Source organism: Fluviispira sanaruensis, assembly GCF_004295685.1.
GTDB classification, from domain to species: Bacteria; Bdellovibrionota_B; Oligoflexia; order Silvanigrellales; family Silvanigrellaceae; genus Silvanigrella; species Silvanigrella sanaruensis.
This window is the reverse complement of record NZ_AP019368.1, coordinates 2,000,267-2,025,217: the sequence shown is the minus strand read 5'-3', so window position 1 is coordinate 2,025,217 and position 24,951 is coordinate 2,000,267. Positions and strand designations below refer to the sequence as shown.

17 protein-coding genes are annotated in these 24,951 nt (G+C 35.3%); 12 read left to right on the top strand and 5 right to left on the bottom strand.

Features of this window, described 5'->3' with window-relative positions:
- Window positions 1-34: 34 nt before the first annotated feature.
- The gene (locus tag EZS29_RS08485) at window positions 35-2,638 is read right to left on the bottom strand and encodes an ATP-dependent Clp protease ATP-binding subunit (RefSeq protein ID WP_130608856.1); all 2,604 of its coding nucleotides are present in this window, start codon (window positions 2,636-2,638) and stop codon (window positions 35-37) included.
- 250 nt (window positions 2,639-2,888) lie between these two features.
- Here EZS29_RS08485 and EZS29_RS08480 point away from each other — a divergent pair, with 250 nt between their 5' ends.
- The 7 genes from EZS29_RS08480 (at window position 2,889) to EZS29_RS08450 (ending at window position 10,820) form a co-directional block, all read left to right on the top strand.
- Window positions 2,889-4,154 carry an ABC transporter permease gene (locus EZS29_RS08480; protein WP_172603856.1) on the top strand — a complete coding sequence of 422 codons (1,266 nt, stop codon included), beginning with the start codon at window positions 2,889-2,891 and terminating at the stop codon, window positions 4,152-4,154.
- A 16-nt stretch (window positions 4,155-4,170) separates the two neighbouring features.
- Window positions 4,171-5,424, top strand: a complete 1,254-nt coding sequence (locus EZS29_RS08475; protein ID WP_130608849.1) for an aldo/keto reductase — start codon at window positions 4,171-4,173, stop codon at window positions 5,422-5,424.
- 35 nt (window positions 5,425-5,459) lie between these two features.
- Window positions 5,460-6,092 (top strand): MotA/TolQ/ExbB proton channel family protein, encoded by a 633-nt coding sequence (locus tag EZS29_RS08470; RefSeq protein WP_130608846.1) that lies wholly within the window; start codon window positions 5,460-5,462, stop codon window positions 6,090-6,092.
- A gap of 16 nt (window positions 6,093-6,108) precedes the next feature.
- Window positions 6,109-6,534, top strand: a complete 426-nt coding sequence (locus EZS29_RS08465) for an ExbD/TolR family protein (protein WP_130608843.1) — start codon at window positions 6,109-6,111, stop codon at window positions 6,532-6,534.
- 35 nt (window positions 6,535-6,569) lie between these two features.
- Window positions 6,570-7,895, top strand: a complete 1,326-nt coding sequence (locus EZS29_RS08460) for a glutamate-cysteine ligase family protein (RefSeq protein ID WP_130608840.1) — start codon at window positions 6,570-6,572, stop codon at window positions 7,893-7,895.
- A gap of 31 nt (window positions 7,896-7,926) precedes the next feature.
- Window positions 7,927-8,907, top strand: a complete 981-nt coding sequence (locus tag EZS29_RS08455) for a DMT family transporter (RefSeq protein ID WP_130608837.1) — start codon at window positions 7,927-7,929, stop codon at window positions 8,905-8,907.
- A gap of 233 nt (window positions 8,908-9,140) precedes the next feature.
- Window positions 9,141-10,820 carry a S41 family peptidase gene (locus EZS29_RS08450; protein WP_130608834.1) on the top strand — a complete coding sequence of 560 codons (1,680 nt, stop codon included), beginning with the start codon at window positions 9,141-9,143 and terminating at the stop codon, window positions 10,818-10,820.
- Between the two features lie 4 nt (window positions 10,821-10,824).
- Here EZS29_RS08450 and EZS29_RS08445 read toward each other — a convergent pair whose 3' ends face one another.
- The gene (locus EZS29_RS08445; protein ID WP_130608831.1) at window positions 10,825-11,340 is read right to left on the bottom strand and encodes a hypothetical protein; all 516 of its coding nucleotides are present in this window, start codon (window positions 11,338-11,340) and stop codon (window positions 10,825-10,827) included.
- The gene (locus tag EZS29_RS08440; protein ID WP_130608828.1) at window positions 11,294-13,576 is read right to left on the bottom strand and encodes a DUF4301 family protein; all 2,283 of its coding nucleotides are present in this window, start codon (window positions 13,574-13,576) and stop codon (window positions 11,294-11,296) included. Before EZS29_RS08440 ends, EZS29_RS08445 begins: the two co-directional genes overlap by 47 nt.
- A 140-nt stretch (window positions 13,577-13,716) precedes the next feature.
- Between EZS29_RS08440 and rlmN the strand changes: the two genes are divergently transcribed.
- The 4 genes from rlmN (at window position 13,717) to EZS29_RS08420 (ending at window position 21,318) form a co-directional block, all read left to right on the top strand.
- Window positions 13,717-14,790 carry a dual-specificity RNA methyltransferase RlmN gene (rlmN, locus tag EZS29_RS08435; protein ID WP_130608825.1) on the top strand — a complete coding sequence of 358 codons (1,074 nt, stop codon included), beginning with the start codon at window positions 13,717-13,719 and terminating at the stop codon, window positions 14,788-14,790.
- Window positions 14,787-15,902, top strand: a complete 1,116-nt coding sequence (locus EZS29_RS08430; protein ID WP_130608822.1) for a tRNA dihydrouridine synthase — start codon at window positions 14,787-14,789, stop codon at window positions 15,900-15,902. Before rlmN ends, EZS29_RS08430 begins: the two co-directional genes overlap by 4 nt.
- A 124-nt stretch (window positions 15,903-16,026) precedes the next feature.
- Complete coding sequence (locus EZS29_RS08425) at window positions 16,027-16,773, top strand: Bax inhibitor-1/YccA family protein (RefSeq protein ID WP_130608819.1); 747 nt, start codon at window positions 16,027-16,029, stop codon at window positions 16,771-16,773.
- 831 nt (window positions 16,774-17,604) lie between these two features.
- Complete coding sequence (locus tag EZS29_RS08420; RefSeq protein ID WP_130608815.1) at window positions 17,605-21,318, top strand: hypothetical protein; 3,714 nt, start codon at window positions 17,605-17,607, stop codon at window positions 21,316-21,318.
- 264 nt (window positions 21,319-21,582) lie between these two features.
- Here the strand turns inward: EZS29_RS08420 and EZS29_RS08415 are convergent, their stop codons facing one another.
- Together EZS29_RS08415 and EZS29_RS08410 are read right to left on the bottom strand one after the other, a co-directional pair.
- A complete protein-coding gene (locus EZS29_RS08415) occupies window positions 21,583-22,236 on the bottom strand; it encodes an energy transducer TonB (protein WP_130608812.1) in 654 nt (217 codons plus the stop codon).
- The gene (locus EZS29_RS08410) at window positions 22,194-23,327 is read right to left on the bottom strand and encodes a glycoside hydrolase family 3 N-terminal domain-containing protein (protein WP_172603855.1); all 1,134 of its coding nucleotides are present in this window, start codon (window positions 23,325-23,327) and stop codon (window positions 22,194-22,196) included. The genes EZS29_RS08415 and EZS29_RS08410 overlap by 43 nt, the downstream gene beginning before the upstream one ends.
- Window positions 23,328-23,383: 56 nt before the next feature.
- Between EZS29_RS08410 and EZS29_RS08405 the strand changes: the two genes are divergently transcribed.
- Window positions 23,384-24,892 carry an FGGY family carbohydrate kinase gene (locus tag EZS29_RS08405; protein WP_130608806.1) on the top strand — a complete coding sequence of 503 codons (1,509 nt, stop codon included), beginning with the start codon at window positions 23,384-23,386 and terminating at the stop codon, window positions 24,890-24,892.
- The last annotated feature ends 59 nt before the right edge of the window (window positions 24,893-24,951 follow it).

The following is a 24,951-nucleotide window of genomic DNA, read 5'->3' as shown; positions in this document are numbered from 1 at the left end:
AAATTATTCTTTGTTTCACTTAAAATTCAAAAAATTATCTTTTGTGAAAGACAATTTTTTGATCACTGCTTTCGTCGGCCATAATCGTGTCGCCTTCGCTGAATTTTCCATCCAATAATTCAATGGAAAGTGGAACTTCCACCAGTTCTTGCAATGATCTTTTCAGAGGCCGTGCACCAAAGTTAATTTCCCAGCCTTCTTGCGCAACTCGTTTGATTAATTTTTCTGAAACAATCAGCTGCATATTTTGTTGAGAATTTAAGCGTGCACTCAAACGTGCTACTTGAATGCTGACAATTTTCTCAATCACATTTTCACCGAGAGCGTTGAATATAACGGTTTCATCGATACGATTTAACAACTCTGGGCGCATATGATTGAGCAACTCTTGCATAACGGCTTGCTTTAATTTTTCACCGTTGCGCTCATTTGCAGGTTCTTCAAGTATCCGATGTGCGCCAATATTGCTTGTCATAATGACAATGCAGTTTTGAAAACTGATCGTACGCCCTTGTCCATCAGTTAAGCGTCCATCGTCGAGCATTTGCAACATGACGTTGAGGACTTTGGGATGTGCCTTTTCAATTTCATCAAATAAAACAACGCTATAAGGTTTTCTGCGGATAGCTTCTGTCAGCTGACCACCATCTTCAAAACCGACATAACCAGGAGGCGCGCCGATTAAACGTGAAACGGAATGTTGTTCCATATATTCTGACATGTCTATGCGTATAATTGCTTTTTCGGAATCAAATAAGCTTTTTGCCAGAGCTTTTGCCGTTTCAGTTTTACCTACTCCCGTTGGCCCTAAAAAGAGGAAGGAGCCCATAGGCTTATTTGGATCTTTTAAACCACTGCGACTGAGGCGAATGGCATTAGCCACAGCTTTCAAAGCATGATCTTGGCCAACCACACTTTCACGCAATTCATCTTCAAGTTTTAGAAGGCGCTGGCGCTCTGCTGCAAATAATTTATTCACAGGAATACCTGTCCATGTCGAGACAACAGCTGCTATGTCTTCGGCATCGACTTCTTCTTTTAGTTGGACAGATAACTCATCCTGTTTGTTTTCTTCGTTACCTAAGGAGTTTTGAGTGAGTTCACGCAGGCGCTGTTGGAGTTTAGGCATTTCACCAAACTTAATTTCGCTTGCATGAGCATAATCAGCGTGGCGTTCATATTCTTCCATTTTCACGCGCGCCTGCTCGATTTCTTTTTTAAGCAGATTGATTTCATTCACACTGCCTTTGGCGGTTTGCCATTTTTTATGCAGTTTTTTCGCCTCAATTTCGAGCTCTTTTAGCTGATTTTCAATATCTGTTTTGCGTGCGAGAGCTTGAGAATCAGTTTCTTTAGAAAGGGCAACCAATTCAATTTTATATTGCGAAATGCGTCTTTCAATAGTGTCAATCTTTTCGGGTACACTATCGAGTTGAATTTTGAGACGACTGGATGATTCGTCAATTAAGTCAATGGCTTTATCTGGTAAAAAGCGATCCGGAATATAGCGATCGGAAAGGGTCGCAGCAGCTACTAAGGCATTGTCTTTTATACGAATTCCGTGGTGAATTTCATAACGCTCTTTCAGCCCACGCAATATTGTGATCGTGTCTTCGACACTTGGGGGATTCACCATGACAGGCTGAAAACGTCGCTCTAAAGCAGGGTCTTTTTCAATAATTCTATATTCATCAAGAGTTGTTGCACCAATGCAACGGAGCTCGCCGCGGGCAAGGGCAGGTTTGAGCATATTGCCGGCATCCATGGCGCCATCACCGCCTCCTGCTTTTACCATGGTATGGATTTCATCGATAAACAAAATGATTTTGCCAGAGGCATCTTGGACAGCTTTTAAAACGGCTTTGAGTCTTTCTTCGAATTCCCCACGAAATTTGGCTCCTGCCACCAAAGCTGAGATATCGAGGCCTAAAAGTTTTCTATTTTTTAAGGTTTCAGGTACGTCGCCTCGAATAATGCGTTGAGCAAGTCCTTCGGCAATTGCGGTTTTACCGACTCCAGGTTCACCAATTAAGATCGGATTATTCTTAGTCCGACGTGATAATATTTGAATAACCCGTCTTACTTCGCTGTCACGACCAATAACCGGATCGAGTTTATTTTCTTCTGCAAGTTTAGTTAAATCCCGGGCGTATTTATCAAGCACACCTAGTTTATTTTCTGGATTTTGATCTGTCACTTTATTATTGCCTCTTATGCTTTGCACTGCTTTTTTGAGCGTGTCTAAATCAAGATTATATTTTTTAAATAGGTTTGATACAGAAGTCTGTTTACAAATTGGGGCTGCAATTAAAAAATGTTCTACTGAAATAAATTCATCTTGAAATTCTTTTTTAATTTTTTCAATTTCATCGAGATATGAAGATAAAAAAGAACTTGTTTGTGGCTCTGCCCCACCAGAAACTTTAGGTAAACTTTCGATGATTTTTTTAAATTCATTGGCAAAAAGTTGAGTTTTAAGACCAAGATGTTGAAAGGTCATTTTGACGATTTCTTCATCACTAAAAAAAATTGAGTAGAGAATATGTGAAGGGGTGAGTTCGGGATTTCCATTTTTGCGAGCAAGAGAATGGGCTTCATTGATTGCATTTTGAGCGTGGGTTGTAAAATTGTAAGCCATGAGCAAGATCTCCTTATATTTTGTAAAAATCACAATAAGTTAATTAGCTAAGCGCTGACTATCGTGTTTTCTCACAACATAAAAGATTTATCTCGGTGCTGATTTGTCAAGGTCTAGGCCACGCGTTAAGCTAAATCTTTTTATTGAGCTGTGGCTTCCTGTTTGAGAAGAATATGGTAAGCATAACTGGATGATGAGTGTCCTAATAATAAAGTGGATGAAAATTGATTGTCGCAAGAGGTCGAAAATAGTGAACTTAATTACAAGATTAGCTTTTAATTTTATTTGTAAAAAAAATTCAAAAAAGTTGAGTTTTACTTCCCTAGTCTCTATTTTAGGAATAACTTTTGGGGTAGCGGCTTTTTTGGTAGTTATTACTGTGTTAAATAGCTTTCAAGCAGAAATTAAAAATATAATTTCTATGGTCAATCCAAATCTTATTGTATTTTCTCAATACGGTATTCAAGACGTAAAAACGACAGAAAAAGAATTAAAAAAACTCATTAAAGTTCCAATAGAAGGTATGAGTCCGTTTATTTATCAAGAATCTGTTATGGGTTTGGGACGACAAACCTCCTCGGTATATATTAAAGCAATTAAAGGAACAGAATCTGCTTCAATAAAAGAATTAAATCAATTTATTTATCCAAGAAACGCTTTAGATTCTTTAAATACAGCAAGTAAATTGATTGATAACTACCGTAATACACTTGATCCAGGTAACACTCCCTCTTTATTGCCACATGTTATTTTAGGCAAAGAACTGGCAGAAGAACTCGATGCCAAAGTCGGTAGCACTGTTACTTTGATGACTTTTGGTGCGGGAAAAAGTGCATTGGGCGTTCGTTATAATAAACTATATGTTACAGGTATTGCTGCAACGGGTCTATCAGAATATGACCGAAAAAATGTTTTTATGAATTTTCAGGATGGTGTGAATTTATTTGGCAATGATGGCTGGGCCAGTGGAGTTGAAATCAAATTAAAAGATCCCGCACTTGCTTTGCAGGTATCAAAAGATTTACAAGGCAAAACTCCTTATAATGTTGTCGCATGGCAAGAAATAGATACAGGACTTTTTGAACAGATTGAACGTGATGGCACATCAATTAAATTAATCGTGCTTATTATCTCTTTTGTTGCGGGATTTAATATTATTGTTGCATTGAGTTTAACCGTAATCGATCGATCAAAACAAATATCCTTATTAAGAGCTCTTGGTGCTAAGAAAACTTTAATAATAAGTACTTTCGTTTATTCTGGGCTTTTTCTCGGAATTTTAGGATCAACTTTAGGAGTGGTTTCTGGACTGATCTTATTAAAAGTATTTTCAGGAATATCTCTTGGAGATTTTCAAAAATTTTACTATTTGGAAAAAATCCCTGTGCAAATCGACTCGCAGCTCATTGTATTTGCATTTATTACATCTATATTGTTATCATTTTTTGGTGCGCTTTACCCTGCATGGAAAGCATCTAAAGTTTCCCCCATGCATGGCTTAAAGCAAGGAAATTAGTGGAAAGGAATTTGGAATGGCTTTACTCCCGGGATATGCAACTGCAATAAATACAAAACCTTCAAAAAACTCACTTGGAAGATTTTTTGAGTCGCGTAGAAGGACATTGTATAAGGGAGGTCCAAGCGTTACTCCTGTGGGTTTTGGCTCGTATCGCATTGGTATGTCGAAAGGCCTTGGTTTTCCAGAGTGTGGTAATGCACTTGAATTAGCTTTAAAAAAAGGCTTGAACTTGGTCGATACAAGCACCAATTACGGTGGTGGGCAATCCGAAATGCTCATTGGAAAAACCTTAAAAAAATTGATCGCACAAAATATAATTTTGCGTGAAAATATTGTTGTGGTTTCAAAAGTTGGATACATTCAAGGCAGCAATATTGAACTCGCAAAAGCAAAAGAATTACAAGGAAATGGTTTTAAAGAATTGAGTAAATTTGGGGAAGAAACTTGGCACTGCATACATCCTGAGTTTATTTTAGATCAAGTGGAACGTTCAAGAAGTCGTTTGGGTCTTGAAACAATTGATGTTTATTTATTGCACAATCCCGAATATATGTTGAAAAAATTTGAACTGGATAAAATGGAGCACTCAGAAGCGCTTGCTTTATTTTATGCGCGCATTCGTGAAAGTTTTCTTGCTCTCGAAAACTTAGTCAGTGAAGGCAAAATTCGTGCTTATGGGATCAGCTCCAACAATTTAGGCGCTCCCGAAGAAGAATATGCTTCTGTTTCAATCAAAAGAATGCATGAAATTGCTCTCTCTATTTCGCCAGATCATAATTTTAAAGTTGTACAAATGCCAATGAATTGGCTCGAAGTTTCCCCTGCATTTTATGATGTCGAAGAAATTGGCGAGTCAACTCTTTCCTACGCGCAGAAAAACAATATTGGTGTTATGCTGAATCGTCCATTTAATGCCATGTTTAATGATGGACTTATTCGTTTAACACGACCACAAATTTCACAAGAAGATTATGAAAAACTTGATGAAGGCATGAAAAAAGGTCTGGAAAACTGGACACAGCTCTCTTCCGATCTTGAGCGTCTTGCAAAAGAGCAACTAGCCGATGTTCCTGGCTACGATGATGCCACTCTTTCGCAATTTGTCGTTTCTACTCTTGCTTGGGTTCCTGGTGTAACGAGTGTATTGTGTGGAATTAGAAAAGAGAAATACGTGGATGATGTTGAGCAAGCTTTGGCACGGCCTTCCTTGCCAAGGGCGCGGGAGCATTTAAGAGGTATATACGAAAATTTGGAATTTAAGAGTTAATATTATTTTTTAAACCATGGTTTAAGGTGTGACATATGAATCTCACTCAGGAATTTTTAAAATTTGCGCTTGCTACAGGTCCACAATGGGTTATGTATCTCTTAATTTTTTGTAGTATTGTTAATGTTGCAATTATTATTGATCGCATTTTATTTTTCCAAAAAATGAAGGGTGATTTTTCCGATTTCATTCGTAATTTATCGGATAGACTCAATTCTTCTGAACCACTCGATAAAACTTCCGCTTGGTGCTCAGGACAAAAAATGCTCGAAGCCAGTGTTGCGGCTGTCGGACTTGAACGTGGAATGGATAATATAAAAGCAGCTGAAGAGTCTATGCATGCAACTATGATAGCAGCTAAAATGCGTCTTGAAAAAGGTACAGTTGTTCTTGGCACACTTGGCAGCAACACGCCTTTTATTGGTTTATTTGGTACAATCATAGGAATTATTGAAGCATTTCATGCATTATCCACTGCCGCCAATCCGGGACCAGAAGTTATTATGGCTTCTATTTCTGAAGCTTTAGTTGCGACGGCTCTTGGACTTCTCGTCGCTATTCCTGCGGTTATTTCTTATAATTTCTTCAACCGAGCAATCAAAAAGAAAATGGCAAACAGCGATGCAACAGCTCGAATTGTTTTGACTCATATTGGCACTAAACGTTAGAAATGTGGAGTTTAAAATGGCAGGTGGAAGCAATTTGGGTGGTGATGATGAACCCATTGTTGATATTAATATCACACCTTTCGTAGATGTGGTGTTAGTTTTATTAATTATTTTTATGGTTACTGCTCATTTTATTGTTAATAAAGGTATGAAATTACAGCTCCCGAAGGCAGCAACCGCAGAGAAACTGCAAAATCAAAAAAATTTTAATATTATGATCAATAAAAGTGGGGAGTTTATGCTCGATGGGAAGTCTGCAAGTCTCGACTTTTTAAAAAGTTCTGCTCGCAGTGCAATCTCATCAAACTTAAAAGTTGTGGCCATGATTAGCGCTGATAAAGATGTGGTTTATAATTCCGTTGTTCTCATAATGGATGCACTCCGCTCAGAAGGCGTTTCAGATTTTGCCCTACAACTTGATCCGGCTCCGCAAAAAAAATAAGGTGTAAATCCTTTGTCCTTTTGTTTGGAGTTGCTATGTCATTGCAAAACTCAGCTGATATTGAAAATATGTGTTCTCGAGTCTGGATTAAGCCAATCAAAGGCAACCGAGCTGGAATCGAAAAAATGGGTCTTGAAATGGAAATGCACGCATTCGATTCTAAGACTCTCGCTCCTATTGGCACTGAAAATTCAAAATTAAATATTCAAACTCTTTTAAAAAGAATTGGCGAAATTGCACCCGATGCTAAGTTAAAATATGATGAGGCCACAGGTCTTATCACCACTGTATTTTTAAAATCAGGAGGTAATTTTAGTGCAGAGCCGGGTGGACAGGTCGAATATTCCTCTGACCCCTATGAAAAATTATCGGATCTGAGTGAAAATGTTGCAGACAGTTTAAAATTACTTGAAAAAGCATCTGCAGGTGAATTATTTTTCTTATCGCATGGAACAAATCCCATAGCAGCAGACGATCAACCTCTTCTGTTACCTAAAGAACGTTACAAGATTATGACTCGTTATTTTAACTCCGCCCCCTATCTTCGTGGCATTGACATGATGCGGCACAGTGCAACCGTACAAGCAAATGTGGATATATTCGGTGATGAAAATTGGGAAGATGCAGTTAATTTAACTTTAGTTCTTATCCCTTTAACATCAAAATTATTTGCAAATTCCAAATATTTTAAAAATAAAAAAAGCCAATTTTATTCTGAACGCCAAGAAATTTGGGCGAACATGGATCCAAGTCGCTCTGGTATTCCTGCCAATTTACCGTTTGCTGAAAATATTGAATGCGAATATGCCATTTGGGGCAAAAAAGCTTTCGTCTTTTTTGTTGATGGATTGCCTATAGAGGAACAGCCTTTATACGGTGAATTAACTTTCGAGCATTGGTTAAAAAATGGTTATAAAGGAACAAAACCAACTGTGGAAAGTTGGGAAACCCATTTAGGCACTTTATTTCCACATCTTCGCCTCAGAGATTTTTTGGAAATCAGACATATCGATGCCCAGCCATTTGAGCATACGTTGGCCCCCATCGCGTTTTTCTCAGCAGTTCTGAAGAGCAGAAAAGTTCGCAGTCAAGTTTGGGAAATAATTAAATCAGAAAATATAGATTTAAAAAATTTATTTCATTCGCAGGAAGATTATTCAAAAGTTCATTTCCCTTTACTCGATTTTGCAAGTTCTGTGCTTGAAGATCTTAAAGAAAAAGAAGGGGTGCAGTCTCTTAAGGCCTATAAAAAATTTGTGGAACAAAAAAATGATTATTGGCAGGCGGAGAATGCGCTTAATTTTGTCAAAAAGAATAACACTCTTTTTCCTTCAGAAGAATTTCTCAAGCATTTAAAATAAATAATTTCTTGTCTGCTCAATAAAGGAATTTATGGAAAGAGAGAATAAAAGAAATTATCTTATAGGCACAGTGGAAATTGCCTTAGCCAATTCATTCGTGGGCTTGAACATTGGTATTAATAAATATTTAGTGGAAAAGGCTTCAGTTTTACAATTGCTTGAACTGCGCTATTTATTTGGAACGCTTATCTTAGCATTTTTTTCTCTTTTTCTAAAAAAGAAATTTACCTTTTATTTGACTGAAGAGAGATTTGACGCTCGTAACTGGTTACTTTATTTGCTTATGGCTTTGAGCGGTGGAGTTCTTTTTAATCTTATTTATATGTCCGGGATCGATCGGACAACAGCGACGTCTGTCGGGGTTATTAGCAGCGCTATTCCTACTCTCATTGCAATTTTTTCTTTTTTTATCTTGCGACAGTCCCTTAAGCAAATTCATTTTATCTGTGTTTTGTTGGTTGTGATCGGTGTCATAGTACTAAATTTATCTGCTAATCAATTAAATAGCAGTTATAATTACAAAAGTTCTTATGACGTATTTATTGGCAACTGTATCGTGTTTTTAGCTATGATTCCCGAAGCGCTGTTCACTATTTTAGCAAAGTTAATTAAAGTAAAAGTCTGTCCTGTCGTTTCTGGTCTCATAATTAATTTTATCAATATGCTCGTTTGTCTTCCATTTTTGTTTTTTACGGAAGCAAAAATTACTTTTTTTGCCCTCGACGCGTCTATTTGGATTTTCAGTTTTTTTATTGGTTTGTTCAATGGCGCACTTTTTTATACATTTTATAATAGAGGAATTGCAAAAATTGATTCGCAAACGGCAGCTATTATGACTGGCATGGTGCCTATCAGTTCAGCTTTATTTGGAATTATTTTCTTACGCGAGCCTTTTTACTTTAATACTGTAATTGGAATTGTCTGTGTTTTGACTTCCATTTATATAGGTGTGCGGTTTGGTGAGAGTTCGAAAGTTATACTTACACGTCGAGTAAGACAATCGTTGAAGTGATATATAATGTCACAAAATTTGTAAATATGATATAAAAAATTAGCATTATTTAGGAAAATATATAAAATATTGTATTTTATTTATAAAAACTTGATTTTATCTTTTAAAGACGGTATTTATTTATCTTAAAAAATAAATAGAACGAAATGGGTTTGAATTTTGCAAACCCTGAGTGTTTAATTTGCTATTTATACTTTCAATAATATTTTATTCATTTGCAGTTGGAGAAATTCATGAAAAAGTTAATTTTATGCTCCTCACTTATTCTGCTTTCAGCCTGTGGGAAAAGAAATATTGAGTTAGATGTTAAAGGTGTAATACCAGATCAAGAGCATACGAAAGTTATAAATACTGTTGCTTATATGTTTGATAATTATTTTGTGCATGACAAAGGGGTCGATGGCTCTGCAGAAGTTAGAAAGATAAATAACACTTTTGCAAAAGAATTGTTTTACAATAAAATTGAAGAAGTTTTTTTTAGACAAAAAGATTTTCACACCCAGTTTATTAAGCCAACTAAATGCTTCTCTGTAGGTGTGCACATAAAAAATTTATCATTTGATATTGCAGACGAAAATGGTCGTAAGAAAATCGTAGTTTCTTCACTCAATTCTTCAAAAGATTCACATAATATAATCAATAGCAATAATTTTTCTGCCTATTATGATGCTTTAGCGCAACTGCAAGTTGGCGATGTCATAACAGAAATTAATGATGTCAATGTTCTGCAAGCCTTAAAAAATATTGAGCCCATTTCATTTGGCGCAAATAAAGACGCAAAACAATTAAGTGCTGTAAATTATTTATTATATAGAGATGGTGCTATACATTCATTTCCAAATGAAGTTGAATATATCTTAACTATTGAAAGAGAGCAAAAGAAAATAACAATTCCAACAATCGTATTTTCAAAAGTTGGCTGTGAAAATGATAAACAAGGTAATTCATTATTTTCAGATAATAGTGAAGAAGAAAGACCCAAGAAACCTTCGCTTGATTTTTTAAAAAATGCCTACCATCCTATGGCAGAAATAGAAAATGAGGAGGACAAAAAGTATGAATTTAAGGTAGAAGAAAATTTTACTTATCTCAAAATTCCAACTTTTTCATTAAAATCAAATAAAGATTATAAGAAACAAGTAGACACAATACTGTTTGATATAGATACAAAATTAAGCAATCCAAAAATAGATACGATTGTGATCGATGTGAGAAATAACGGAGGAGGATTTGCTGGTTATTCTGATAATCTGGCTAAGTTATTTTATGATAAAAAATCAAAATATCCTTTTTATCCAATGGAGTTTCGTTTAAAAAATACCAAAGGTAACAAAGAGCTGGTCAATAAATTCTTAGCTTATGGCATGAATGAATTTAGGAATATCGAGAGTGAATATAAACTTTGGCAGAAAGATTTAGAGGAAGCGACTCAAAAAGGAAAAACATATACCGAACCAAGAGCTATTACGCAAGATTTCGAATTAATCGAAACATACTCAAGTAACTTCACCAAAGCAAATGGCAAAAATATAATCGTGCTAACAAATGCAAAATGTTATTCCGCCTGCGATCTTTTTGTCGCAATCATGAAGGATCAAAATCTGGCGACGAAAATAGTTGGGGAAACAAAGCTGACAGGCGGAGGCGGTGCCAATGTCCTTCGCTGGAAAGATTTGGTTGAGAGAAATTTTGTCGATAAATTACCAGATAACACAGATTTGAGCTTTGCTTGGCGGGATATGCACAGCAGAGTTAAAAACGGCACAGCCCATCGGAAAATAGAAGGCAAAGGCACACAAGTGGATTGCGTGATTCCTAAAACAATAGCTGATATCAAAGAAAAGACTGAAAGTTTAAATTCAAATTATATTCAAAAGGTTATTTCAGCAGTTCTGGAAGATAGATGTAAATAGTTGCTCACAAAGAATCGGCCAGCAGTAGCAGCATTTCACTCATTTGTGCAACGGAGAGGGTTTTTTCATTGCCGGTGCGCACATAATTATCATCAATTATCTTAAATTCTTCGATAATATCACTTTTAAGAATAAATAACTCAGGTCTGCTGCTTTCACCCATTTCATTGCTCAGTTGTTGCATGACTTTTGTAGCGCGATAAAGAAATATCTTTTCTATATTGTTTGATGGCTCCAATAAAAAACCAGCATGATTGGGAATGTGAAGAAATAAATATTTTTTTTCATAACGGATATAAGGTTTATTTTTAAATTGATCGAGCGACATAGAACCGAATGTGACTTTAATTTTCCCAAAAAAATATTTTTTGGGGAGATCTTTTTGTCCACTTAAATACATAAGATCTTTGTCAAGTTGTTTATACAGGGCGTGTAAAAATTGTAATCCTATTTCTTCTTGCGAATGAGAAGGATTAGAAATTTCGGGTTTCTGTTGTTGCCAAAGTTTCGTCAAAACCATATGTCCGTCTGTCATTCCCTAATGAGTCAAAAAAAGACTTATGTGGTCTAAATAATGTGCGCGGAACTTCAATAAATACAAGGTTAGTCGTTGCAGAATTGCCAATAAGTTCATGCAAGACTGTTTCATGATAGCACACAGGGGTGCCTTTGTATTCACGCTTGCTCAAGAGCCAAAAACGTTCGTCAAAAAGTTTGGAAAATTCAACTTTTTTGCCCACAGAACGCGTGTTTTCAAATGCGCGTGTATGGGTTTTGAGTTCAAAAAAGGCGAGCACAGGATTAAAATGGGTTGCGTTTCCGCGTGGGCCAAAATATTCGCTGGCGTCTTCTTCATTGGCGTGTGGCATTTCAAGACAAAGTTTTATTGTTGTTCCATCAGGAAGAGCAGCAAAAACAGGACCTCCACCTACATCGGCAACTTCTTTGCGCACAACCCCAAACACAGAAATGGGATTGTCGAGCCATTGCATTGTTTGTTCCCAAGCCTCAAGATCTGAGCTGTGATTTTCTAAGGGTTGCCAATGGAATAAATTGCCAAGCACTTTATAGAGTGACTGGTGTGCTAAACCTATAAAAGTAGATTGTGCATCGAAACAAGCTTCAAGAGCTTCGTTGGCTATACTCTCATCGATAAAGTGAGCAAGGTAACTGAGGACTTGGAACGCTGTTTCGTTATGCAATCTGCTGTCTGACTTCTTTTTTTGTTCATTAAATAAATAGTCTTCCACTTGAGCACGCAAATACTCTATGCAGTCGCGCATAATCTTAAAAAACTCTGCAGGAATATTGAGCTCAGCTGTTCTGTCGAGGGAAGAACCAATTACGTTGTCAATATTACGGATATGTAAGCACTCTGCTTCAGGAAACTGTTTGGTAAATTCATCGAATAAATGAATGAGTTCACCGTGACCAGCAGAAACTGGTACATATTTTCCATTGTCATCTGTATAAGGAGTGCCATCCATATTAAAACGAATGGTGGAAAGATTTCTTCCTTGCTCAAAAACAACCCATTCCCCATTTACTTTACGATTTTCTTTTAACCATTTTGGAGCAAATGGTGAATTGCGCAGAGCAAAAATATCGCTGATATTTTCTTGTAAAATTGGTTTTAATCTTTCGATTTCATTTTCAAATTCACTTTTCATAAATGCAGGAACAACGAGAATATTGCCAAGAGAAGGTAATAGACCAATCTGCTCTGCTAATTTGAGCATGAGAAAAGAATCACCTTCCGTAGTTGTTGGCACAAGTGCTTTCGGTAGGTGTGCATATTTTTGTAACAACACGCAGCATGCAGCATATGTTTTTAAAATTGTTTTTTCTTGTGTGCCTAAATAAATAGATGGATCATTCGATGCAGCTGTTTCTTTATTTAAAAATAAGGATTGCGCCGAAATTCGCTCCATCCAGTGTGAGTTGCTAAAGTTTTTATTTTTACTAAAAGCTGTTTTAAAATTTGTAATGTTATCCTGATTTTTTATTTTAGTTAAATTTTTATTGTAGTCCCAAGGTGTGCGGACATTGCTTTCCGATTGAGAAATAGATTTTATATAATCTTTTTTTATATTCTCCATATCACATAAATTTTTTAAATTTTCGTATTTGCTTATAAATTTTTCATCCGTTTTTCCTAATACGATAAATTGGCTTAAAAAATTATAAAACTGCTCAATACAAGCTTTTATATTATCTTTTTCTTGCTCGTGTATACCTTCATAAAGGGAAGACATTTCTGTTGTTATTTTTACATTTGCAAGAATGCTTTGTATTTGTTTTCTATTTTCCAAAGAAAGTTTTGCTTTAAAATTATGATTTAGAAATAGATCTAATGAATTTTTGAACTCAGGGATTTTTGTTTCTATAGTAAGGGTAAATTTTTGCAATTCACTAAAGAAACGGGAAGCAGCTCCTGCTGCTGGAATACAAGTCAATAAATAATTCTCTCGCCAATAGCGCATAGAATTTTTTTGAAATTTGCGCAAACTGGAATGAAACGTAGTAGACAATACTCGCGTAACAAGTTTCCAAGAAATTATTCCACCATTGTTTGTTGTGCATGCACCCATGATAGGAATGGTTGTATTTATTTCATTTTTTAGTGCCTGAATTATTCTAGAATGATGAATATTTATTTTATGAAAATCGAGATTATTTTCATTAATCATTTCTTTATTCAGCGAGCAGTTATGATTTGATTTCTTTTTTGAAGTCTTATCACTTTCAACTTGCATTGCATTTCCCCTTGAAAATCTTTAGATGCAGCCAAATAGCATAGAATGCAATTATTAGCAAAAAACTTCTTGACCACACCATTATACTTTGTTTGAAAAAAGATCACCTATTTTAGGTGGTATTTAAGGAAAAAAAAACAATGAATTCATTTTTCGGGACGGAACGTAAGGAACTTGAGGGAAAAATAGCTGAAATTTTTGGCGTTCCAAAAGCAAAATTACGGGCTGAAACCTTATTTCGAAAAGTCTATAAACAAAATCCACTTGAAGACTACGATTTTTCAGAACTGAGCCAGGATGTTTCTGCATGGTTTAAAAACAATTACTTACTTTCTGTTCCCTTGGAGATCTCAGAAATTCAAACAAGTACCCACGATGGATCTGTAAAATTTGCAATACGCTTAAAGAGTGATGGCAAATGGGTGGAAAGCGTGCTTATTCCAGAACGCGGGCGTTTGACTCAGTGTATTTCCACTCAAGTGGGCTGTGCACAAGCCTGCCGTTTTTGTCAGACAGGTCGCATGGGACTCATGCGCAGTCTTACGAGTGAGGAAATTGTTGGACAGGTTATTCTTGCCGAAAAATGGCGGCGGGAAAACCCCGATTATCATGTGGCAAGCTATCAAAGGATCTCAAATATCGTATATATGGGAATGGGTGAACCTCTTGATAATATAGATAATGTGATTAAAAGCACTCAGATCTTTTGCGACAATTTAGGCCTTAATTTCTCACCAAATAAAGTGACAGTCAGCACTGTTGGACTCATGCCTGCGCTCGATAGGATTTTAAATGAAACAAAAGTTGCAGTTGCTCTCTCACTTCATTCTCCCTTTGAAGAGGAGCGTTCTAAGGTCATGCCCGTTAACCTGCGCCATCCATTAACTCATGTGGTTGAAACCCTGAGAAAGCATGCTTTATCTGGAACACGGTCTTCATTTATGATACAATACACCCTCCTGCGAGGAATAAACGACAGCGAACAGCATGCGCAAGCATTAGTTTCTTTATTACAAGGTGTTGGGGCAAAAATAAACCTCATTCCTCTAAATGAACATGAAGGAGCTGCGTTTCGCAGACCGGACTTAGGCCGCGTTTACCAATTTCAACAAATTCTTAAAAATTCTGGAATGGTTGCGACAGTGCGTCTATCTAAAGGCAGAGATATTCAAGCAGCATGCGGACAATTAATAAAAAATAAGGTAAAATCATGAGTTTTTTTAATCAACCTATTCAATTGGGCAATTTGACTCTGAAAAATCGCGTGTTTTTAGCTCCACTCGCGGGAGTTTCAGATGTGCCATTCCGCCGAATTTGTCAGGAATTGGGTGCAGGTTTAACATATGTAGAAATGCTTTCTGCCACTGCAATTGCATATAAGAATAAAAGAACTTTCGAGATGATGGCGCGACATGCCTCGGAAAGCATTTTAGGTGTGCAAGTCACGGGGCCAAGCGCGGAGCAGGTGGCGCATGCGGTTTCGGTTCTTGATCAGCAAGGATTTGATACTATTGATATAAATATGGGCTGCCCCGTACGTAAAGTGGTGACAGCAGGGTGTGGCAGTGGGATTTTAAGAGAACCTGAAAGAATCAGCAAAACTGTTGAACTCGCACGATCTGCAACCGCTCGTCCTCTTTCCGCAAAATTTCGTTTAGGTTACACGCGCGAAGAGGTCAATGTTGTGAACACTGTTGAACGGGTGTTGGCAGAAAACGTCGACATGTTTACAATTCATGGGCGCACACGCTCGGAAAGTTATTCCACTCCCTGCGACTTAATGGGTATAAAGTTAGCAATAGATACCGCACTCAGTAAGCAAAAGTCAGTTATAAAAGTTGGCAATGGTGATATATTTAACTATGCCTCTGCCCGCAAAATGCAAGAAGAAACGACTTGTGATGCCGTAATGGTGAGCCGAGGTGCTCTGGGTAATCCCTGGATTTTTAAAGAAATATTACTAGCTGAAACTGTGCAGCCTGAATTTGCGGAATGGCTTGATCTCGTTCTGCGGCATTTGGCTTATCAAGAAGAATTTTTTGGTAAAACAAAACTAGCGGCTATTTTAGCCCGCAAGCATTTACTTTGGTATACGAAGGGTTTTCCTTCAAGCAAAAGCTTACGCGATGTGCTAAATAGAGTTGAAGATCTCGATGAAGCACGCGCACATCTTAAAAATTACGCTGCGAATATTGCAAAAGATTGCATCCGCTTTGCTGGCTCTGCTTCTGAATTAACAAGCGACTACGATCCCAAATACGAAATGGACAGAAAACTTGATCGCGGGGTTGGAGATGAAGGTATGGAAGAGCAAGTGAATTCTTAAATTTGCTTCTTTTTGAGACTCTTGTTATCACTCTCTTGCCATTTACGTTTTTCGGTTTAAATTTTAATGTGAGATTGGAGTTTTCCATTTGCTTTTTGAATCATCATGAGAAAGGAATTTACACATGAGATTTAATCGATTTCAAAAGAGTAACGATAATTGGATGAATACAGCGGTAAAAAATGAAGTTGTTCAATCTTCTGCGAGCAAAACGATAGCAGGGGTTTATGGTTGGATGACTTTAGGTGTGTTCTTAAGTGCTTTGACAGGTGTTGGACTTATTCAAACAGGCGCAATTCAAACCATTTTAAGTTTTGGCAGAGGTGCTGTTTTAGGTTTGTTCCTCGTCCAAATGGCGCTTGTCATGGGAATGAGTTTTGCGGCTGAAAAATTGAGTTCGCAAGCCTTAAAAGGAATGTTTTTGCTTTATTCTTTGCTCACAGGAATCACATTTTCGATTATAATGGTTGTTTACCCGATCGGCAATGTTATTTCACTGTTTTTTGTTGCCGCGCTTGGTTTTGCTGGCCTAGCATTATTTGGGGCTGTTACGAAAAAGAATTTAGGCTTTATGAGCACTTTTCTATTTATGGGTGTTTTAATGATCGTGGGAGCAAGCGTTGTGAATATTTTTGTTCAGAGCGAAATGTTGAATTCCTTTGCAGGTTGGGCGGGAATCCTCGTCTTTTCTGGCTTAACTGCCTATGATTCCCAACGCATTCGTGAAGGATCTTATGCATTGGCAGAACAAACCTCTGGCAATAGTGAAGCTTTGGGTAAATTCATGATCTTTGGCGCTTTGACCATGTATCTTAACTTTATCAACCTCTTTATTAGTTTGCTCAGAATATTTGGTGGCAGAAGAGATTAACACACATTAAAAATCTAAATTAATTTTTATATTTCTATTATAATAAATTCATTTTTAGATGCTTAGTATGCATTTTGTATAAAAAAACTATCCAATATTGAAAGAATAAGATATCTCAAATAGCACTCTATTTGCCCTCCTTTAAACTGTTTCTTTCTTTATCTATAATTCTCAAGCTATGTGTTGTCAGTATTTATGCTCAACTCTAGCTTGATTTTCAATTTGCTTTTTCAGGCCATTTATAGGCTAGCCAATAACAATTATTAAAAAAAATGGTAACGTCCAAAATGATTCGTTAATATTTTTTGAGCTATTAAAAATTATTTTCTCTATTTAATAACGAATACGCAGTCCACAATATTTCCTCGAGCGCCTAATAAGTAAATATTTTTAATATCAATGTGTTAGTCCTGATTCGAGTGGGACATTCTTAAAGGGCTGCGTATAAGATGAATAACATTTGATTAAATTTTTGAGTTAATTTGGCATGAGTAGATCATAACCTATAAAAAATGACAATGTACAAATATTCTTGAAAGCCTTTTATAGTGAATAAAAAATAAAAAAAGCATGTTGTGGTGATCATAATTCAAGTAAGAATAATAATAAGTAATCAATAGGCTATATATATGATATCAGGAGCTTACATTTTTATTTGAATTTTTCTCTAAATATATGAGTTAAAAAAAAGATAACTCATATTCCTTTTCTTGAAAGAGTTTGTGTTAATTACTTTGATTTTCTTAATTAAAAGAAGTATAAGTATAATGCACGATCAAATATCGTGTGTTCAGTATTTTTTATACTTTTATACTTATACGAAGGTTTAATATGTTGAAACAAGACTTAAATTCAAATAATAATATTGAAGAAAAGAATGATACTTTATTGTCTTTATTATTCAGCAAAAAAGATACATCTTTTTCCAACTCCGATCTTACAATAGCAAGAGATCTAGTTGCTAATTATTTTGCTAAAGGCAAAATGGAAGGTGAAAATTTTAAAAAACTATTGGAATCTAGTAATAGTTATAAAGCCATGGTTGGAGCAAGTACTACTTCAGGAGCATCAGGAGCTATTATTTCAAATGTGACCAACCCCCAAGCAATGTCATCTACTATTGGTTCGGGAATTGGTGGTGTAGTGGCAGGTCCTCTCGGTGGGGTTGTAGGAAGTGCTATAGGTCACACAGTAGGAGGAATTCCTGGAGTACAAGTTGCAGCACATACTTTAATGAGTTCTATGTCGGGTTTCCTTATTGGTTCATCTGTGTACCTTCTTCAAGTAACAAGAAGTAAATGGGTAAACATAGATAAATTTAAAAAATTTATGGATAGCGACCTCTTTTCCTGGCAAAATGAATATTTCAGAAAACATTCTTTAAAAATACAAGCAGCCGTAGAAATTTTAACAAATTATTTAATAAATAAATTAAATGGAAGATTTAGTAATTTAAAAATATTACGTATCAGTTGGCAAGATGCAGATTCAGGTTTTTATCTCATTAATTCATATGTTAAAATTCTTTTAATGATGTTGCAAAATTTTGATAGAATGCCAGCATCATTCATTTATACTCTCTTTAATATCATCGAAAATGAATTAACTATGGGAGTTAAAGAAAATAAAATACCGAATGATTTTATAGATATATTTAATAAATTTAAAGAAAAAATTAAAGAACACATAGCATATAGAGTAAACAATGAAACAATTGTTGAGAATTTAGGCAATGTAATTGCCTCTGGAGCTTCAGCAACAGTACCAATAATTCCATGGATATATTGCTGTATTTTAAGAGATGAACAGTCAATTAGTTTCTATGATCCTGAAAGTTTTAATAAGAAGATTAAAGAAGATGTTTTAAATTCTGTATCTTATAAATTTTGGACAGATTTAAGTTTTTTTAAAGTTAATGAAATAAAAAACTATAACGCTCTTCAACAAGAGATTTCTGAAAAGAAAATAGGTAGAATTAATGCATTAATTAAGGATCTTAATAAAGAAAGATTAAGTAGTAAAAGGATACAAGAAATTCCAAGTGAATTTGAATTATCTAAGACCGAAAAGAAATTAAATAAGCTTTTTGAGTATGCAAATGAATTTTTAAAGTATAATTATAATACTAAAGATAAAAATTTAAAAAAAATTGCAATATTATCAGATAAACTTATAAAATTAGAGCCTCCTCAATATAGCTCCACTACGTTTCCACAAAAAACGTGGAATAAAATATATGAATGGTGGAGTTCTGAAAATGAAATTCAGAATAAATTATCTAATATGAGCTTTAATATAAGAATTTTTAAAAGTACAAATTCAGTACAAAAGGTTTTAACTAAAGAAGAATTCAAAAATGTCGTATTATTAGCGTTTGAAATAAAAAAGGAATTCGATAATAATAAATTGTCTTTTAAATTTGAAAATGGTGATGCAAGTAAAAATTCAGCCATACAATTTGCTCATAAAATTGATAGTTTTTGTGAGTTATTAAGATTAGCAGACAAAATAGAAGAATTTTTATCTGATGAGAAAAACAATGATAAATTTTCAATTTACTCATTGTTTGGTTTATGGAGTGTTTATAATGTAATTTTGGATAAATATTCTTCAAATATTCCAGAAGAAGTTTTTTCATTATATCAAAACAAAAAGTTAGTAAATAATATAAATTCAACTGATAGTTTAAAAAAGTACTTTATCATTCCTTATGAATCTTTTTCAAAGCTTCTCATCCCAGGATTTGATAAAGAATATCTAGATAAAAATTCACAAGATTTTTTCAGAATGTATATTTATTATTTGACAAATATTATAAATCTTGTTTCTAAGATACAGTATCATACAGAAGCTTTAAAATTTAATAAACTTATTATAGCAATGTATGGAGAAGAAGAAGCGTCTTCTTTAATCAGTGTTGCTCCATTAGAAGTTATTTCTAGGCTTATTACTAACTTAATGAAGGTTATGGATGATTTATGTTCCCATATTACTAATTTGCAATCTAAATATGAAAATGAGAAAAATAATAGTTGGTTTAATACAATAGGTCTTTATAATTTTTTCTTTGGGAAAGAAACTGGTTTTTATAAGAATTTTATTAATAGGTATAAAGAATATAGAACTAGATTAGAAATTTTTAAAAAGAATATAGAACAAACTAAATTAAATATAAACCAAAAAATACAAAATAAAAGTTTGCATTCTCGCTCAATAAATGAATCAATCGCAAGAAAAACAGATCGATATTTTAATTTTTCACTTGATATATATTTAAATTACTTAAAAAATATTCAGTCAAAATATTCAAATGGTTTAGAAGAAAATGATGCGGTAAAATTAGATGGCCACATTCTTGATTTACGTGAAAGACATTTATTATTTATATCAGATGCAGCTTTAATGAAAGGAAATATTCCTCAGTTTAAAAATCTGAATACTTTAGCATCAGAACATCCAATCAATAGTTATTTAATGAAATTTTTTGATCAAGTAAATTATAAAATACCTAAGAAAGTATATGAAATTAGTAAGCAAAGTAATGATTATACTCAGCTTTCTCATGTTCTTCAGAATTTCTTAAAAAGTACAGAATCTCATAGCATATTAAATGATTGTATTGTAAAGATAAAAGAAAATAAAAGCATTGAAAATATTTCATTTAATTTTTTTCAAAGAACTAATTTTCTAAATCTTCTTAAGAATGATATTTTTATCGAAAAAGATAAAGAAGTTAGAACTGCTTTGTTTATGAGTTATTTTGCGAAATTTAATAAGGCTACTAAAGTTAAGTTATTTTCAGATGAACAGAAATTTTCAAGTATTAAAAATGAAAATCTTCTTGAAACAAGTGGGTTGAATAAAATTGATCTTGATTTTTCAGATGAAACGAACAATCAAGGAATTTTTGAATATTTTTTAATTTGCTCATGCAGTATATATGAAGCAAATATTGAAAATATATTAGCTTCATATGTGGAGCCTATAAATTATTCAGAGCAAAAAAATTACTTAGATTCAAATCCAAACAAAAAACGATTTTTATATGCTGTTTGGGGGTTATATGGGTTATTTTTAGCTTATATGTTTTATGGAACACGTGAAAGTGCGCAAAAATTAATAAGAAATCTTAATGAAGATAAAATATTTAGAAAGAGTGAACAAGCCCAATTTGAGGCCAAAAAAGATCCAGTTATTTTGTCTGAAAAGAGAAAAATTCTCGAGGATAGAAAACGTATTGTCGAAGAAAATAAAAAGCTTGCAGCAGAAAGACTGCTATTAGAGCAATCCTATCCCACAACATATTTTGAACTTGTTCAAAATGTAAAAATGGAAATAAATCGCCTAAAAGGTTCAGAAAAAGGACAATTACTCCAACAAAAATTTGATGAATTTGATAAAAAAGTTTCAATTGCTTTACTCAGAGAATTAAAAGCTCCTCTTTCTGAGCATAGGGGATATTTTGCTTTTGGGAATACTCAATCCTATAAAAATATTTTAGCGATTGCTAAAAAGCTTGGAATAAAAGAGTCCGATTTTGCATGATAAAAAGTACTTCTCAAAGTGAGTATAGATGAGATTGATTCTTTTTAAGTGTATGAAACCTTAGTTTCGACTAAAAAGTACAACCATTGAATATAAAGAAGTTTTAAGAGCTTTGCAAGTCATGAATTACTTTTTATTTAGCAATTTGCGTTTCAATTGAGCGGGTATAAAAATATGAATTTGAATGAATTATTAAAAAATATTATAGTATTAAGTTATACTATTTAATTATATACAATTTTCGTCTTTATCAAGATGAGACAATCAAGGTACAATCATCCAAGTAATTCGTTTTATAACACCAACGCTGTGTTTTTCTCGCCACGCAGGGCTACAATTCAATTCTTTTGCTGCTGCTAAAGCAACTTGATCTACTTTATATCCTGTGCCTTTGATCAATTTTGCTTCTGTTACTTTACCTTCGCTATTTATTTGCACTTCAATTACTACGGATCCACTTGTGACACCAGCATTAGCGGCATCGTCCGTGATATTGATTTCAGGTAAAGTGCATTGTGCCGTTTTATCGACGGTGGATTCCGCAGAATAAAATTCTTTGCTTTCATTGGTCGACTGTCCAGCTGGAGTGACAGCATCCAAATGTTTTTGTGGAGTTGCGACTTTTTCGGGTGGAATTTCACTGGGGGCAGCCGCCGATTTTTGAGTCGATTGGATCAATTCTTTTTTGGGTATGTTCCTCTCACGGTGTTTTTGCAGAGTGGGCTTTTGCGAATTGGGTGATTTGGAAGAAATCTGGACGGTGCTGGTTGTTACTCTTAAATCAGTCATATCAACAGGATTGGGTGTAAGAAAACTGAGACTCAGAGCTAAAAGAATATGAAATAAGAGGCTGTACCCGACAACGAGAAAAAAGTTTAGATCTTTTGTGTTTTTGTTAAAGTAGAGAATATTTTCCAAGCCTTCTCCAGCATCAGTTTATGAAATAATTTATCATTTTTAAGTTTTTTTGCAATCGAGTATGCAATTCTTGCTTCTCTCTCTATGCTTTGGCAACTTAATAAAATATCACAACCTGCAAGCAAGGCATCGATAGCTGCTTGCTCAAGATAAGAATCTTCCTCAGATAACGAAACAGGATTTGTTTCTGTAATGGATGATTCAATTGCACGTGACTGTTGGTAAAAATTTGCGATTGCATTCATTCGCAGATCGTCGCTAAGCACGAGTCCCTTAAATTTTAAATTCTTTTTTAATTGTTTCGTTAATATTTCATAACTTAACGTTGCTGGGAACTTAGGATCGAGTTCAGGGACGATCACATGTGCAGCCATGATAAATGGTATTTTTTCTGCAATTAAATTTTTAAAAGGAATCCACTCACGGGTTTTAAGTGTGGTTAAACTTACATCGCTGGTACTGAATTCTTTGTGTGAATCTGTTTTTGTATTGCCATGTCCTGGAAAGTGCTTGGCACACGAAAATATTTGTTCACTCAAGAGTGTTTTATTTACGAGAGAGGAATATTTTAAAACAGTGAGAGCATCTCGGCCAAAGCAGCGATCACCCATGACGGGATTTGTCGGTTCTGTTAAAATATCGGCGACTGGACTCAGTATACAGTTAATGCCTAATCCTTTTGCCACAAAAGTTTGATGAAGTACTTGATTGACTAAGCCAAGTTCATCGTTATTGTCAGAAAATTCGAGCGCTGGTTTACCGCGCAAAAAAGGAAGTGGCAAACGCGAAACTCTGCCACCTTCTTCATCGATTGAGACAATAAAAGGCATTTTATATTTTTGATTTGCTCTTTCACAATTTTTCTTTACATTTGCAATTAATATTTTTCCTTGTGCGAAATCAGTAAAATTTCTTTTAAAAAGAATGCACCCCGAAGGTTTTATTTTTTTAAATAATTTAATTTCATTTTTATTGAGTTCGCTTTTTCCTATGGAGGGCCAAAGAAAAAATCCAGCCTGTTCTAGAAATGGTAAGGAATTAAAATATTTTTTAAAAGTATTTGGAAATTTTTCTTGCGCAACTAAACTCACATCATTATCCTCCGTAATTGTAAAAGATACATTGAAAGCATAAAAGGAGTAAACCTATGACCGATTTTATTCTATCCATAGATGAAGGTACCACAGGAATTCAAGCATCTTTTTTTAGCATGGATGATTTTTCTATGCTAGGTAACAACAAAATTGAATTTCCTCAGATTTATCCGCGCCCAGGTTTGGTTGAACACAATCCTGAAGATATTTGGAATACAACAATAAAAGCAATCGAAAACAGTTTGAAATTTGCTGAAGGAGAAAAAAGCTCTTTCAACCAGAAAAAAATTGCGGCAATAGGCATAACCAATCAGCGGGAAACATGTCTCGCTTGGAATAAAAAAACGGGTGAAGTTGCGGGCAATGCTATTGTTTGGCAGGACAGACGCACTGCAGAATTTTGCGATCATTTAAAACGTAACGAAACAGTGCGCAAAATGATTTTGCAGAAAACGGGATTGGTCTGTGATCCTTATTTTAGTGCTTCAAAAATGCACTGGATTTTAGAACAGAATATGAAAGCCAAACAATGGGCGTTAACAGGTGAGCTCGCCCTTGGCACCATCGACTCTTTTATTATCTGGAGACTCACGGGTGGACAGTCTTTTGTGACGGATCATACCAATGCGAGCCGCACTATGCTTTATAATTTACACACGGGATCTTATGACCCAGAGCTGTTAAAACTGTTTTCAATTCCAGAAAGTGCACTGCCAGAGATCAAACCAAGTATTGGTCGCTTTGGATTTACCAAGGGAGTACCAGGTCTACCGGACGGTATACCTATCACTGGGATTTTGGGTGACCAACAGGCAGCGCTTTTTGGGCAAAACTGCGTTCAGCAGGGTGAAGCGAAAATCACCTTTGGTACGGGTGCGTTCTTACTTATGAATACGGGTGAAAATGTGGTGACTTCGGATGAAGGGATCTTGACCACCGTTGCTTATAGTACTGCGCAACGAAGAACCTTTGCTCTCGAAGGATCTGCTTTTATCGCAGGCGCTGCAGTGCAGTTCATGCGGGACAATTTTGGTTGGGTGAAGAATTCTTCAGAAAGTGCTGAACTTGCAATGGGTTATCCGCGTGATGAGGACGTTCTCTTCGTTCCATCCTTAGCGGGGCTGGGCGCGCCGTATTGGAATCCAAAAGCGCGCGGCGTGCTCTTTGGCCTCTCCCGTGGAACGCAAAAGTCGCAGATTATCCGTGCCGTCTTAGAAAGTATTGCCTTGCAAAATGTTCAGCTTTTACGCCTGATGGAAAAAGTCAGTGGACAAAAGATCGTGCGGGTGGGTGTGGACGGTGGTGCTTCGCGCAACGATTTCTTAATGCAGTTTCAAGCAAATATTTTACAGACACTGCTCGCGCGCCCAGCAAATATTGAGACGACTTCCCTCGGGGCGGCGATGGCAGCGTGTGTGGGTGTGCTCGAAGAAGATGTAACATTCAATAAAATAGAAATCGCGAGAGAGTTTCGCCCCGAAATGCCCGAAGCTTTGGCAAATGCAAGTTTGTATAAATGGTTGAAGGCAGTTGATTGTGTCAATTTATTTTACAAGAGTTAATGTTTTGACAATAAACTTGCTCTCTATTTAAATAAAGAGAGCAAAAAAAATTGCATTTC

Excerpts from the sequence above, each read along its gene's own strand:
- EZS29_RS08470 (WP_130608846.1), top strand. The coding sequence starts at position 5,460 with ATGAATCTCACTCAGGAATTTTTAAAATTTGCGCTTGCTACAGGTCCA.
- EZS29_RS08460 (WP_130608840.1), top strand. The coding sequence starts at position 6,570 with ATGTCATTGCAAAACTCAGCTGATATTGAAAATATGTGTTCTCGAGTC.
- EZS29_RS08430 (WP_130608822.1), top strand. The coding sequence starts at position 14,787 with ATGAGTTTTTTTAATCAACCTATTCAATTGGGCAATTTGACTCTGAAA.
- EZS29_RS08450 (WP_130608834.1), top strand. The coding sequence starts at position 9,141 with ATGAAAAAGTTAATTTTATGCTCCTCACTTATTCTGCTTTCAGCCTGT.
- EZS29_RS08445 (WP_130608831.1), bottom strand. The coding sequence starts at position 11,340 with ATGGTTTTGACGAAACTTTGGCAACAACAGAAACCCGAAATTTCTAAT.
- EZS29_RS08440 (WP_130608828.1), bottom strand. The coding sequence starts at position 13,576 with ATGCAAGTTGAAAGTGATAAGACTTCAAAAAAGAAATCAAATCATAAC.
- EZS29_RS08425 (WP_130608819.1), top strand. The coding sequence starts at position 16,027 with ATGAGATTTAATCGATTTCAAAAGAGTAACGATAATTGGATGAATACA.
- EZS29_RS08455 (WP_130608837.1), top strand. The coding sequence starts at position 7,927 with ATGGAAAGAGAGAATAAAAGAAATTATCTTATAGGCACAGTGGAAATT.
- EZS29_RS08420 (WP_130608815.1), top strand. The coding sequence starts at position 17,605 with ATGTTGAAACAAGACTTAAATTCAAATAATAATATTGAAGAAAAGAAT.
- EZS29_RS08465 (WP_130608843.1), top strand. The coding sequence starts at position 6,109 with ATGGCAGGTGGAAGCAATTTGGGTGGTGATGATGAACCCATTGTTGAT.
- rlmN (WP_130608825.1), top strand. The coding sequence starts at position 13,717 with ATGAATTCATTTTTCGGGACGGAACGTAAGGAACTTGAGGGAAAAATA.
- EZS29_RS08405 (WP_130608806.1), top strand. The coding sequence starts at position 23,384 with ATGACCGATTTTATTCTATCCATAGATGAAGGTACCACAGGAATTCAA.
- EZS29_RS08485 (WP_130608856.1), bottom strand. The coding sequence starts at position 2,638 with ATGGCTTACAATTTTACAACCCACGCTCAAAATGCAATCAATGAAGCC.
- EZS29_RS08475 (WP_130608849.1), top strand. The coding sequence starts at position 4,171 with ATGGCTTTACTCCCGGGATATGCAACTGCAATAAATACAAAACCTTCA.